The organism is Microbacterium sp. p3-SID336 (genome assembly GCF_025143365.1).
Taxonomy (GTDB): domain Bacteria; phylum Actinomycetota; class Actinomycetes; order Actinomycetales; family Microbacteriaceae; genus Microbacterium.
The window spans coordinates 1-11,489 of record NZ_JALXPE010000087.1; the positions used below are offsets into that span (position 1 = coordinate 1).

Genomic DNA, 11,489 nt, shown 5'->3' on the forward strand with positions numbered 1-11,489 from the left:
GATCGTCTCAGAGTCCTTCGTCGGAGCTCGAGCTCATCGACCGTCGGGTCGTCGGCTCGCCGGTCGCCGGGTCCACGTAGGTGCGGGACACCGTCTCGGTCCGCCGACGACGCGCGAGCAGAACGATACCGATCAGGAAGATCACCACTCCCGCGCCCATGAGGATGTAGCCCACCATGTCGAGGCTCACCCAGGGCACGTCGACGTTCACGGCGAAGACGAGGATCGCTCCGATGACGAACAGCGCGATTCCAGTGCCGATGCTCATGTTGCCTCCCGTTCAGCGGCCGGGTGCCGCACAGCTGAACGATGCCCGCATGCGCGCAGGCGATCGAGGGGCTTGACAGCGCTCACTCGGCCGCTTCCGGCTCCTCCTGTTCGACGATCTCGTCGAGCAGGGTGATGCCGCCGGAGGAGTTCGCTGAATGCATGAGATCCTCGATCCAGCGCATGTTCAGCTGCGGCGGCTCGGGGTCGTCGAACGTGAACCGCAGCGGGATCGAGGGATGGAGCCAGATCGTGGAACGGCCGGGCTCCTCCCCTTCCGGATGGCGCCACGAGAGAGTGAAGCTCTCGTTGCGTCGCAGCTTCGTGGCGATGACGACCTTCAGGTGCGCGAGGGCACGATCCTCGATCGAGATCACGTTCGCGCCGGAACCGTACGTCAGGGAGCCCATGCGCCCTCCCCCAGCCGCACCACAGCAGTCGATGGCATCCCGCCGCTCCCCTCGCTCAGAATCGGTCGAGCGGGCTCGCGGCAGCGCTGCTGCGAGGGGCGATGAACGCCGCGTGCACTGCCGCCGCGGTCGTCCTCCCGTCCGACGTTCGTCAGCATTGTACGAAGACGCCGTCCTCCGGGCAACGCACCCGGCCTAGGCTGCGCCCTGATCCGGTCGGCGTGCCCAGAGATCGGGCCCGAACACCTCGTAGTCGATGCGCTCGAGGGGCACTCCGCGACCGGTCAGAGTGTCCCGCACCTCGCGCATGAAGGGCAGCGGACCGCACATGAAGACCCGCGCCCCCTCGGGCAGCTCGACCTCGCTCAGGTCCATGCGTCCGGCGCGCGCGGGCTGCAGGGTGGGCGCGTGCTCGGCCCCGCTGGCGTACCAGTTCTGCGCACGCGCGTCCTTCATCGCGAGGACGTTCCGCCGAAGGGAGCCGTAGAGCGCATGCGCGTCGTGGGCGCCGTCGGCGTGGAAGAGCCGCACCGTGCGTTCGGGCTGCCGACGCGCGACATCGTCGAGGATCGCGGCGACAGGGGTGATGCCGATACCGGCCGAGATGAGGACCAGCGGCTCCTCGCCCTCGTCGAGCACCACATCGCCCGCGGGCTGCGACACGTCGAGCACCGTTCCCGGATGCGCGTACTCGTGCAGCCAGGTGGAGACCTGGCCATCGGGCGTCCCGTTGGCGCCGCGCACGCGCTTGACGGTCACCTGCAGGGCATCGCGGCGCGGGGCTGACGAAACCGTGTACTGCCGCGGCTGCCGCGTGCCGTCCGGGAGGTCGACAGCGATGGCGACGTACTGCCCGGTACGGTGCTCCGGCACCGCCCCCTCGAGCGGCGCGAGCGTCAGCGTGACGACATCGTCGGTCTCCGCGGTCCGCTCGACCACGCGGTACTTCCGCCACGGCGACTCGGGATCGGTGCCGCCGAGGGCGTACAGCTTCGCCTCCTCGGCGATCAGAGAGCAGCCGAAGAGCCAGTACACCTCGTCCCACGCCGCACGGACCTCGGCGGTGACCGCGGCGCCCAGCACCTCGCCGACGGCGTCGAGCAGATGACGTCCGACGATGGTGTACTGCCGCGCCTGGATGCCGAGCGAGACATGCTTGTGCGCGATGCGGCGCATGACGGGCGAGAAGTCGGGCGCGCCCGGGTCGATGAGCTGCACGGCGAACGCGACGACCGAGGACGCGAGGGCCTTCGGCTGTTCGCCGATCGCCTGGTTCGCCCGGTTGAAGACGCGGAGCAGCTCGGGGTGGGCGGCGAACATCCGCCGGTAGAACAGGGCAGTGATCGCGTCGGCGTGCTCCGCGACAACACCTGCGGTGGCTCGGACGACGGTTTCGGATTCCGGTGAGAGTTGCATGACGACCTTTCCGCTCTGGGGCGGTATCAGCCTCCCCATACGTAGGCGGCGGGGTCGGAACGCATCCCGTGATAAATCCACTCCGGTCACTCGTCTCTCAGGTCCAGTCGCGGAGCACGTCCTCGATGGCGACGTCCCGCCGCAGCGCACGCGGAGGCGCCGCCTTCGACCTGCTGAAGCGGGGTGCCGGTGCCGGCTGGCGCACGTCGTCCACGGTGACGAAGGCGTCGCGGGCGCGGTGATGGGCGTGCGCATGCGCCTCCCACGGGGAGAGCACGGGTGTGACGCACGCGTCCGATCCGGCGAAGACGTCCGCCCACTCATCTCGGGTCCGAGTCGCCAACCGCTGCGCGAAGGCCTCACGGTGCGCCGCCCACCGGGAACGATCGTCCTGCGGTCCGAGGTCATCGCCGTCGAGCCCCAGCAGACGCAGGAACTCCGCGTAGAACTCCGGCTCGATGCACCCGACCGCCACGAAGCGCCCGTCCGCGCAGGCGTAGGTGTCGTAGAACGGGCTCCCGGTATCGAGCAGGTTCTCCCCCCTCGCGCCCTCCCACCACCCCGCCGCTTTGAGACCATGCAGGAAGGTCATCAGCAGGCTGGCGCCGTCCACCATGGCCGCGTCCACGACCTGCCCTCGCCCCGAGCGCTCGCGCTCCAACAACGCGGCGACGACGCCGAAGGCGAGAAGAAGACCGCCCCCGCCGAAGTCGCCCACGATGTTGAGCGGCACCGTCGGCCGCTCTCCCGCGAGACCGATCGGTTCGAGAGCACCCGCGAGGGCGATGTAGTTGATGTCGTGGCCGGCCTCGCGGGCCATGGGTCCTGTCTGTCCCCATCCGGTCATCCGGCCGTACACGAGGCGCGGGTGGTCGCGGAGCACGTCGTCGGGTCCGAGGCCGCGTCTCTCCATCACCCCAGGGCGGAAGCCCTCGACCAGGACATCCGCCTCAGCCAGCAGCCGACGGAACGACGCCATCCCCACGCGATCATCGAGGTCGAGCAGGAGGGAACGGCGCCCGCGATCGAGCGGGCCAGGCGGCGGTCGGACGCCGCGCACGGGACCAGGCCGTTCCACCCGCACCACGTCCGCACCGAGGTCCGCCAGAAGCATGCAGCCGAACGGCGCCGGTGCCAGACCCGCCAGTTCGATCACCCGGACACCGTGCAACGGTCCCGCGTTCACAGGCGCTCGACCCCGGTGGCAGCTGATCTGTGTGCCTCGTCAGGGCGATGACGCGCGCGCAGTTCGGTCTTCAGCACCTTGCCGGCCGCCGAGATCGGGAGGCTGTCGGTGAACTCGAAACTGCGCGGGATCTTGTAACCGGCGATGTGGGCACGGCAGAACGCCCGCAGGGCCTCCGCATCCGGCGCCTCCTCCTCCGCCGCCACCACCACGGCGTGCACGCGTTCGCCCCACGCGTCGTCCGGAAGACCGATCACAGCACACGACTGCACAGCCGGGTGCTTCGCGAGCGCATTCTCCACCTCGCTGGAGTAGACGTTCTCCCCGCCCGACACGATCATGTCCTTGATGCGGTCGACGACGAAGAGATAGCCGTCCTCGGTCAGGTACCCCGCGTCGCCGGTCCGCATCCACCCCGCGACGATGGTCGCATCCGTCAGCTCGGGACGGCGCCAGTAGCCCTGCATCACATTGTCGCCCTGCACGCACACCTCCCCGACCGTGCCGCGAGGCACCTCACGCCCCTCGGCATCGACGATCCTCAGCGAGGCATGCGCGACCGGACGACCGGCAGCACGGAGAAGGGCGGGATCCTCGTGATCTGCCGCGGTGAGCAGCGTGGCGATGGGACCCAGCTCGGTCATGCCGTACGCCTGGGTGAAGCGCACATTGGCGAACACCGCGAACGCTCGGTGCAGTGTCGCCTCGGCGATCGGCGAGGCGCCGTAGACGATGCGCTGCAGGCTCGACACATCCGAGGTCGCGATCGCCGGAGACTCGACCAGGAGTTGGATCATGGTGGGGACCAGCACCGTATCGGTGACCCGGACGCTCTCGATGAGCGCGATGACGCCCTCGGGGCTGAAGGTCGGCGCGAACGCGTGACTGGCGCCGCGCATGAACCCCATGATCAGCGACGTGAGGTCGGCGAGGTGGAACATCGGCGCCGCATGCAGCAGCACACCGCCGCTGGTGAAGAGATCGGTGGTCGCCAGGGAGCCGTACGCGGACGTGAGCATGTTGTGATGGGACAGCACGACACCCTTGGGGTGCCCGGTCGTTCCGCCCGTGTAGAAGACGCCGAAGATGTCGTCGCCCCCGCGGCCCGCGTCTTCGACGGGATCGGAGGAGGCGATGAGCGCCTCCATGTCCGTCATCCCTGCGGGAGCGGCATCGTCGCCGACGTACACCAGCGCCCGCAGAGTCGGGACCCGCTCCCGGAGGACGGGGACGAGGTGCGCGAACGCGTCGTCCACGAAAAGGACGTCGGTGCGGCAGTCGTCGAGAGAGAACGCGATCTCCGCCGCGCTCCACCGGATGTTCACCGGATTCACGACTGCGCCCGCCCACGGCACCGCGAACAGGACCTCGAGGTAGCGATCGCTGTTCAACGCGAGGATGCCGACGCGATCGTTCGGCCGAACCCCCTGAGCACGCAGGGCCGCCGCGAGTCGTGCGACCCGCTCCATCGTCTCGGAGGCGGTTCTCGTGCGGCCGCCGAATGTCGTGAGCATGCGGTCCGGGGTGTGCTGCACGGCTCTGTGCAGCAGCTGCGTCAGTTGCATCCGAATGGCCTCCATCGCCCAATCAAGTGAATATTGCTCCATTAACCCGCGCCTCATTCTGAACATGAGACTTGCGCCACGTCAAGGGCTGTGAGACGTTAAGTGAATTCTCATTCAGAAGGAGCTGTCATGAGTCGTGTCATCGTCGCCGGAGTCGGCATGGTCCCCTTCTCGTCACCGAGCCGCAGCGCGAGCTACGACGCGATGGCCGGCGGTGCCGTGCGCGCCGCGCTCGCCGACGCGGGGATCGACCTGGCCGCGGTCCAGCAGACGTACGCCGCGTACGTGTACGGCGACTCGACCAGCGGACAGCGAGCGCTCTACCCGGTGGGTCGGACCGGGGCACCGATCGTCAACGTCAACAACAATTGCTCCTCCGGCTCGACCGCACTCTGGCTGGCGCGGCAGGCCGTCGCGTCGGGCAGCGTCGACGTGGCACTGGCCTTCGGGTTCGAGCAGATGGAACGGGGGGCGCTGCGCACCCGGTGGGACGATCGCCCGAGTCCCTTCGACGACTTCCTCCGCGTCTCCGATGCCGTCCAGGGACCGAGTGATGCGCCGTTCGCCCCGCAGCTGTTCGGCGGCGCGGGCGCCCAGTACGCACAGCGCTACGGCACCCGGCCCGAGACGTGGGCGCGGATCACCGTCAAGTCGCGTGCGCACGCCGCCGCGAACCCGTACGCCGTGTTCCGGGACCCTCTCACCGTGGAGGAGGTGCTGGCCTCGCCGCGGATCCACGATCCCCTCACCCGACTGCAGTGCTGCCCCCCGACCTGTGGCGCGGCCGCCGCTGTCCTCGTCTCGGAGTCGTACGCACGCGCGCACGGGCTGCGGACCGATGTTGCCGTGGCCGCACAGGCCATGACGACCGACACGGATTCGTCTTTCGACGGCGACCTGCGACGACTCGTGGGCTACGACATGACCAGAGCGGCCGCTCATCGCGTCTACGAGGACTCGGGCGTCGATCCACGCGACATCGCCGTCGTCGAACTCCACGACTGCTTCACCGCGAACGAGCTGCTCAGCTATGAGGCCCTCGACCTCACAGATGAGGGGACAGCCGAGCAGTTCATCCTCGATGGCGAGAACACGTACGGCGGTCGTGTGGTGACCAATCCGTCCGGCGGGCTCCTCTCCAAGGGCCACCCTCTCGGCGCCACCGGCCTCGCGCAGTGCGCAGAGCTGACGTGGCAGCTTCGCGGCGACGCCGAAGCGCGGCAGGTCGACGGCGCGACCCTCGCCCTGCAGCACAACATCGGTCTGGGCGGCGCAGCCGTCGTCACCCTGTACGAGAAGCTGCGGTGATGGTCATCGATCGCGAGCGCGCGCTGACGCTGCCGTTTCCCGAACTCACCTTCACCGTCGAACGGGGTCGGCTCCGAGCCTTCGCCCGTGCCATCGGCGAGGACGATCCGATCTACGTCGATGTGACGGCCGCGCGCGCGGTCGGTCATCCCGACCTTCCGGTGCCGCCGACCTTTGCGTTCAGCATGGGTCTGGAGCAGCCGAACCCGTTCTGGTACCTGGAGACCCTCGGCATCGACCTCCTGCGGATCCTCCACGGCGAACAACGCTTCCACTATCAGGCGCTCGCATACGCCGGAGACGAGCTCCGGCTCAGCACCCACATCGCCGACTGCTACTCCAAGCGCGAGGGTGCGCTCGACTTCCTCGAGATCGTCACGGAGGTCACGCGTGAGGCGGATCCGATCGTCACGGCCACATCGCTCCTCGTGGTCCAGAACCCGGAGGACGCGCGATGACCCGCCTCACCGTCGAGCAGCACGTGCCGTCCCTGACGATCGCCCCCCTCACCCGCACGACCCTGGCCCTGTTCGCCGGCGCCAGCGGCGACCACAATCCGATCCATATCGACCTGGATGCGGCACGCGCCGCCGGGCTGGAGGACGTCTTCGCCCACGGCATGCTCTCCATGGCCTATCTCGGCCGCATGCTCACCGGGTTCATCCCGCAGCGTGCGCTCCGCGACTTCTCCGTCCGCTTCGCGGCCATCACCCCGCTCTACGCCCAGCCCCGCTGCACCGGCGTGGTGACCGCGGTGGACGACCGGGAGGCGACGCTCGCCATCCAGGTGACACTGCCTGACGGCACGGTGACGCTCCGCGGAGAGGCCGTCATCGACATCACCGCACTGCACGAATGAACAAGGGAGTCCTCATGGAGAAACTCGCAGGCAAAGTGGCCATCGTCTCCGGATCCGGGCGCGGGATCGGTCGTGAAATCGCGCTGCGCCTCGCCGGCGAAGGAGCCGCGGTCGTCGTCAACGACCTCGATGCGGAGCCGGCGGAGCAGACGGTCGCAGACATCCTCGCCTCAGGAGGACGTGCGATCGCCTGTCCTGGCTCGGTGACGGCGGACGGCTTCGCGGAGCGATTCGTGCAGACGGCCGTCCACAACTTCGGCGGAGTAGACATCATCATCAACAACGCCGGGTTCACGTGGGACGCGGTGATCCAGAAGACGACCGACGAGCAGTGGGACACGATCCTCGACGTGCACCTCAAGGCGCCGTTCCGGATCCTCCGCGCCGCTCAGCCTGTCATCTCGGCCGCCGTCAAAGCCGCGCAGTCCGCCGGTGAGCCGGTGCCCTGCCGCAAAGTCGTCAACATCTCGTCGGTCGCCGGTCTCGGCGGCAACCCGGGTCAGGCGAACTACGCCTCCGCGAAGGCCGGCGTCATCGGGCTGACCAAGACCATCGCCAAGGAGTGGGGGCGGTACAACGTCACCGCGAACACGGTGGCGTTCGGGATGATCCGCACGCGTCTCACAGAGGCGGCGGCATCCGGCGACAGCACGATCGACATCGACGGGCGGGAGATCAAGGTCGGCGTGAGCGCTCAGCTCCTGGAGCAGATGGCATCGCAGATCCCCCTGGGGCGATCCGGGACACCCGAAGAGGCGGCCGGCGCCGTGCTGCTCTTCTGCCTTCCGGAATCGGACTACATCTCGGCGCAGACGGTGGTCTGCGGCGGCGGCTTCTCGATCTGACAGGAAACCATGGAACGCGACATCTTCGACCACGATCACGAGGCCTTCCGGGAGGCGTCGCTAGAGTTCCTCGCTCGTGAGGTCACCCCGCACTACGCGACGTGGGAAACGGAGGGCATCGTCCCCCGTGAGCTGTTCACCGGGTTGGGGGAACTCGGTCTGTTCGCGGCTGTGCCCGAGGAGTTCGGCGGATCGGGCGTCGAGGACCTCCGGTTCAGCGCGGTGCTCGCGGAGGAGGCAGCCGAGGCCGGCGTCTTCCCAGCCCTCACCGGTGCGACACTCCAGTCCGACGTCGTCCTCCCCTACCTGCTCCGCCTCGCCTCCGCCGAGCAGCAGCAGCGGTGGCTCCCCGCGATCGCGGAAGGACGCACGATCCTTGCCATCGCGATGACGGAGCCGGGAACGGGTTCCGACCTCGCCGGGATCCGTACGCGAGCCGTGCGCGAAGGCGATCACTACGTGGTGAACGGCGCGAAGACCTTCATCACGAACGGCATCAACGCCGACCTGGTGCTCGTGGTCGTGCGCACCGGCGATGATCCGCATCGCGGACTGTCGCTTCTGGCCGTGGAGCGCGGCACCCCCGGATTCGAACGGGGGCGGCGACTCGAGAAGCTCGGCATGCACGTTCAGGACACCGCGGAGCTGTCGTTCAGCGACGCGATCGTCCCGGCCGCCAACCTCGTCGGCGAGGAGGGAGGCGGGTTCTTCGCTCTCACCTCGAACCTGCCCACGGAACGGCTCTCGATCGCCATCGCGGCGGTGGCTCAAGCTCGCACGGCACTGCGCTGGACCGCAGACCATGTCCGGGCCAGGAAGGCGTTCGGCGTGCCGATCGGGTCCTTCCAGACCACACGCCATCGACTCGCAGACCTGGACACCGAGATCGACATCACCCGCCATTACGTCGATCGCTGTCTGGCCGAGCTCGTCGCGGGGCGTCTCTCCCCCGTCGATGCGGCGAAGGCGAAGCTCTGGGCCACCGAACTGCTGGGGCGCACGACCGATGCCTGCGTCCAGCTGCACGGCGGATACGGGTACATGACCGAGTATCCGATCGCGCGACTGTATGCGGATGCCCGAGTGTCGCGGATCTACGGCGGCACGAGTGAGATCATGAGGGAGATCATCGGCCGGTCCCTCCGGCTGGATTGACACGGAGGAGCGGCATGAGCGGGGTCATGGCGACGCGGGGGACGCGCCCGGCGAACAGGCGCGCGCTGATCCTGGACGCCGCGGCGACCCTGTTCGCCCAGCGCGGGTACGAGCACGTCAGCGTCCGGGACATCGCCGATGCCGTGCAGGTCGGGCCCTCCGCGCTGTACCGGCACTTCCCCGGCAAGGAGCACATCCTCGCCGAGGTCCTGTCCTCGGCGCTCGACGGATTCCGCGCAGAGATCGACGCCTCCTCGAATCGGGAGGAGTGTCTCGCAGCGCTGTCCGCCTTCATCCTCGACCACCGCGACGCCGGGGTGCTCTGGCAGCGCGAGTCACGCCACCTTCCGGCTGGCACCTCGCCCCGCGTGCAGGCGGCGCTGCGCGACGTCCGTGACGCGTTCGCCGCCGCGGTCTCGTCCACGGGCGAGACCAGTGCCGCAACGACCGCCGCGCTCGCCGTCCTCCTCAGTCCGGCGTTCACGCGCTCCGACCTCGCCCGGTCGCAGCACGAGGAGCTGCTGGCCGAACTGGCCGAGCGCGCCTTGCGCACTCCGATCGCTGCGAACGCACCCGAGCGGCCCCGCGGCCCCGGTCGGCCGCGGGTGAGTCCGCGCGCACGGCTGGTCTCCTCGGCGATGCGGCTCTTCGCAGCCGGGAGCTACGCAGGAGTGAGCGTCGAGGAGCTCGCGGCCGACGTCGGCCTTGCGACGGGAAGCCTCTACAGCCACCTGCCCACCAAGCAGGATCTCCTCGTCATCGCACTCACCCATGCCGACGGACACCTGCAGCTGGGACTCGACCGCATCCTCGCCGAGACGGCGGACCCGCGGACGGCGCTTCATCGACTGGCAGCGTCCTACGCGGAGTTCGCCATGGGACACCCCGACATCGTGGATGCTCTCGTGACAGAAGTCCACAACCTGCCCGCAGAGCAGGCACGGGCGATGCGGGGGGAACAGCGGGCGTACGTCGACGAGTGGTCCCATCTCCTGCAGGAGGTCCACCCGGCGCTGACCAGCGCGGCAGCCACGATCACGGTGCAGGCGGCGCTGTCGGCCTGCAACGATCTCGCACGCAATCCCTCGGTGCGGACGCGGGAGGACGCCGAGTCGCTCGCCGCACGGGTGTGCCTGTCCGTCCTCGACGCCTGAGATCGAATCGTAGGGCGGGCGGGACTTGAACCCGCGATCGTTGGGTTATGAGCCCACTGCCTTAACCAGCTTGGCCACCGCCCCCTGCTCTCCGAGACTACCGGTCCCCCGCGCCGTCGTCCGGCGTCGCCGCAGGACCGGGGACCTGTGCCGCAGCGCGGTGGGTCTCGGTGTGATCCCGATACACCCGCGCGTTCTCGCGCAGACCGGCGCGCTCCTCCGCCGTCAGCTGTCTGCGCACGCGGGCGGGAACTCCGGCGACGAGCGATCCGGCGGGAACCTCTGTCCCGCCGAGGACGAGCGCCCCACCCGCCACGAGGCATTCGGCACCGATGGTCGCGCCGGAGAGCACGACCGCCCCCATGCCGATCAGCGCGCCGTCCCCGATCGTGCAGCCGTGCACGACCGCGTTGTGGCCGATCGAGACGTCCTCGCCGATGACCACCGGGTGGCCGCGGTCCACATGCACGGACACGTTGTCCTGCACGTTGCTTCCCGCCCCCACCGTCACCGTGTCGGAGTCGGCCCGCAGCACGGCGTTGTACCAGACGCTCGCCCCCTCGTGCAGGGTGACGGCGCCGATGACTCGGGAACCGGGCGCGAGGAAGGCGGACGGATCGATCTGCGGTGTTCGCCCCGGCAGCGCGAGCAGGGAGGAGTCGTGGGTCATGCTGCGACTCTAGTGCTCGCCGTGGGGCGTTCCCGGCTCCTTCGACGCCGCTCGCCCGGTCATGACCCCGGGTTAGCGATGCCTCATCTTCCTTGCGGAACATTCTGAGCTGAGTAGCGTTGATGTCATCAAGAAGCCGAACGACTCGAGGAGCACAAGATGAGCAAGGCACAGACCGTTTCCACCACCGCCATCGACCCGACCGTCGCCGCAGGTGCGGCGCAGTTCCTCTCCCCCGTCGTCCTCGGGCTCCAGGCCCTCACGATCAACGGCAAGCAGGCCCACTGGCACGCGCGCGGCGCGAACTTCGTGGGCGTGCACGAGCTGCTCGACACGATCGTCGCCCACGCGGGAGACTTCGCCGACACGGCCGCAGAGCGCATCGTCGCTCTGGGTCTTCCGATCGACGCTCGTGTCACGGCGGTCGCCGAGAAGGCCGGCGCGACGACGGTCGCCGCGGGCTTCGCACAGTCCGACGAGCTCATCCGCGCCGTGATCGCCGACATCGACGCGATCCTCGTCGACGTGAAGGCCGCGGTCGACGGTCTCGACGAGGTCGATCTCACGAGCCAGGACGTCGCCATCGAGATCCAGCGTGGACTCGAGAAGGACCGCTGGTTCCTCGTGTCGCACATCGCGGCCTGAGCCGTCTCG

At 68.9% G+C, this 11,489-nt stretch carries 13 protein-coding genes and 1 tRNA gene; 7 read left to right on the forward strand and 7 right to left on the reverse strand.

Features of this window, described 5'->3' with window-relative positions; all coding sequences use genetic code 11:
- Positions 1 to 7: 7 nt before the first annotated feature.
- The 5 genes from M3C17_RS17930 to M3C17_RS17950 all read right to left on the reverse strand — a co-directional run bounded on the left by M3C17_RS17930 (position 8) and on the right by M3C17_RS17950 (position 4,910).
- Positions 8 to 268, reverse strand: coding sequence for a DUF6458 family protein (locus tag M3C17_RS17930; RefSeq protein ID WP_259979397.1), 261 nt, complete (start codon positions 266 to 268; stop codon positions 8 to 10).
- An 82-nt stretch (positions 269 to 350) separates the two neighbouring features.
- Positions 351 to 677: a hypothetical protein gene (locus tag M3C17_RS17935; RefSeq protein ID WP_259979399.1), complete on the reverse strand. Its 327-nt coding sequence runs from the start codon at positions 675 to 677 to the stop codon at positions 351 to 353.
- Between the two features lie 195 nt (positions 678 to 872).
- Positions 873 to 2,093 carry a globin domain-containing protein gene (locus M3C17_RS17940; RefSeq protein WP_259979400.1) on the reverse strand — a complete coding sequence of 407 codons (1,221 nt, stop codon included), beginning with the start codon at positions 2,091 to 2,093 and terminating at the stop codon, positions 873 to 875.
- Between the two features lie 97 nt (positions 2,094 to 2,190).
- Entirely contained in the window at positions 2,191 to 3,279 is a 1,089-nt protein-coding gene (locus M3C17_RS17945; RefSeq protein WP_259979401.1) for a CaiB/BaiF CoA-transferase family protein, read from the reverse strand.
- On the reverse strand, positions 3,276 to 4,910 hold the full coding sequence (locus M3C17_RS17950) for a long-chain-fatty-acid--CoA ligase (RefSeq protein WP_311198456.1): 1,635 nt from the start codon (positions 4,908 to 4,910) through the stop codon (positions 3,276 to 3,278). Before M3C17_RS17950 ends, M3C17_RS17945 begins: the two co-directional genes overlap by 4 nt.
- Before the next feature lie 63 nt (positions 4,911 to 4,973).
- Here M3C17_RS17950 and M3C17_RS17955 point away from each other — a divergent pair, with 63 nt between their 5' ends.
- From M3C17_RS17955 to M3C17_RS17980, 6 genes are read left to right on the forward strand one after another with little or no spacing between them, the layout of a single operon-like run.
- The gene (locus tag M3C17_RS17955; RefSeq protein ID WP_259979405.1) at positions 4,974 to 6,152 is read left to right on the forward strand and encodes a lipid-transfer protein; all 1,179 of its coding nucleotides are present in this window, start codon (positions 4,974 to 4,976) and stop codon (positions 6,150 to 6,152) included.
- Positions 6,152 to 6,610, forward strand: coding sequence for a MaoC family dehydratase N-terminal domain-containing protein (locus M3C17_RS17960; protein WP_259979424.1), 459 nt, complete (start codon positions 6,152 to 6,154; stop codon positions 6,608 to 6,610). The genes M3C17_RS17955 and M3C17_RS17960 overlap by 1 nt, the downstream gene beginning before the upstream one ends.
- Positions 6,607 to 7,011 (forward strand): MaoC/PaaZ C-terminal domain-containing protein, encoded by a 405-nt coding sequence (locus M3C17_RS17965; protein WP_259979408.1) that lies wholly within the window; start codon positions 6,607 to 6,609, stop codon positions 7,009 to 7,011. Before M3C17_RS17960 ends, M3C17_RS17965 begins: the two co-directional genes overlap by 4 nt.
- A gap of 14 nt (positions 7,012 to 7,025) precedes the next feature.
- The gene (locus M3C17_RS17970) at positions 7,026 to 7,856 is read left to right on the forward strand and encodes an SDR family NAD(P)-dependent oxidoreductase (RefSeq protein ID WP_259979416.1); all 831 of its coding nucleotides are present in this window, start codon (positions 7,026 to 7,028) and stop codon (positions 7,854 to 7,856) included.
- A 9-nt stretch (positions 7,857 to 7,865) separates the two neighbouring features.
- On the forward strand, positions 7,866 to 9,011 hold the full coding sequence (locus tag M3C17_RS17975) for an acyl-CoA dehydrogenase family protein (protein WP_259979419.1): 1,146 nt from the start codon (positions 7,866 to 7,868) through the stop codon (positions 9,009 to 9,011).
- Positions 9,012 to 9,025: 14 nt separating this feature from the next.
- The gene (locus M3C17_RS17980; RefSeq protein ID WP_259979420.1) at positions 9,026 to 10,165 is read left to right on the forward strand and encodes a TetR/AcrR family transcriptional regulator; all 1,140 of its coding nucleotides are present in this window, start codon (positions 9,026 to 9,028) and stop codon (positions 10,163 to 10,165) included.
- A 10-nt stretch (positions 10,166 to 10,175) separates the two neighbouring features.
- Here the strand turns inward: M3C17_RS17980 and M3C17_RS17985 are convergent.
- Both M3C17_RS17985 and M3C17_RS17990 read right to left on the reverse strand, forming a co-directional pair.
- Positions 10,176 to 10,249 (reverse strand) — tRNA-Ile (locus M3C17_RS17985).
- A gap of 13 nt (positions 10,250 to 10,262) precedes the next feature.
- Positions 10,263 to 10,835, reverse strand: a complete 573-nt coding sequence (locus tag M3C17_RS17990; protein WP_259979421.1) for a gamma carbonic anhydrase family protein — start codon at positions 10,833 to 10,835, stop codon at positions 10,263 to 10,265.
- A gap of 159 nt (positions 10,836 to 10,994) precedes the next feature.
- Between M3C17_RS17990 and M3C17_RS17995 the strand changes: the two genes are divergently transcribed.
- Positions 10,995 to 11,480 carry a Dps family protein gene (locus M3C17_RS17995; RefSeq protein WP_259979423.1) on the forward strand — a complete coding sequence of 162 codons (486 nt, stop codon included), beginning with the start codon at positions 10,995 to 10,997 and terminating at the stop codon, positions 11,478 to 11,480.
- Positions 11,481 to 11,489: the final 9 nt, after the last annotated feature.

Bases quoted from the DNA above. Each gene is read 5' to 3' on its own strand.
- M3C17_RS17995 (WP_259979423.1), top strand. From the start codon at position 10,995: ATGAGCAAGGCACAGACCGTTTCCACCACCGCCATCGACCCGACCGTC.
- M3C17_RS17960 (WP_259979424.1), top strand. From the start codon at position 6,152: ATGGTCATCGATCGCGAGCGCGCGCTGACGCTGCCGTTTCCCGAACTC.
- M3C17_RS17970 (WP_259979416.1), top strand. From the start codon at position 7,026: ATGGAGAAACTCGCAGGCAAAGTGGCCATCGTCTCCGGATCCGGGCGC.
- M3C17_RS17990 (WP_259979421.1), bottom strand. From the start codon at position 10,835: ATGACCCACGACTCCTCCCTGCTCGCGCTGCCGGGGCGAACACCGCAG.
- M3C17_RS17975 (WP_259979419.1), top strand. From the start codon at position 7,866: ATGGAACGCGACATCTTCGACCACGATCACGAGGCCTTCCGGGAGGCG.
- M3C17_RS17965 (WP_259979408.1), top strand. From the start codon at position 6,607: ATGACCCGCCTCACCGTCGAGCAGCACGTGCCGTCCCTGACGATCGCC.
- M3C17_RS17930 (WP_259979397.1), bottom strand. From the start codon at position 268: ATGAGCATCGGCACTGGAATCGCGCTGTTCGTCATCGGAGCGATCCTC.
- M3C17_RS17935 (WP_259979399.1), bottom strand. From the start codon at position 677: ATGGGCTCCCTGACGTACGGTTCCGGCGCGAACGTGATCTCGATCGAG.
- M3C17_RS17940 (WP_259979400.1), bottom strand. From the start codon at position 2,093: ATGCAACTCTCACCGGAATCCGAAACCGTCGTCCGAGCCACCGCAGGT.
- M3C17_RS17980 (WP_259979420.1), top strand. From the start codon at position 9,026: ATGAGCGGGGTCATGGCGACGCGGGGGACGCGCCCGGCGAACAGGCGC.
- M3C17_RS17955 (WP_259979405.1), top strand. From the start codon at position 4,974: ATGAGTCGTGTCATCGTCGCCGGAGTCGGCATGGTCCCCTTCTCGTCA.
- M3C17_RS17950 (WP_311198456.1), bottom strand. From the start codon at position 4,910: ATGTTCAGAATGAGGCGCGGGTTAATGGAGCAATATTCACTTGATTGG.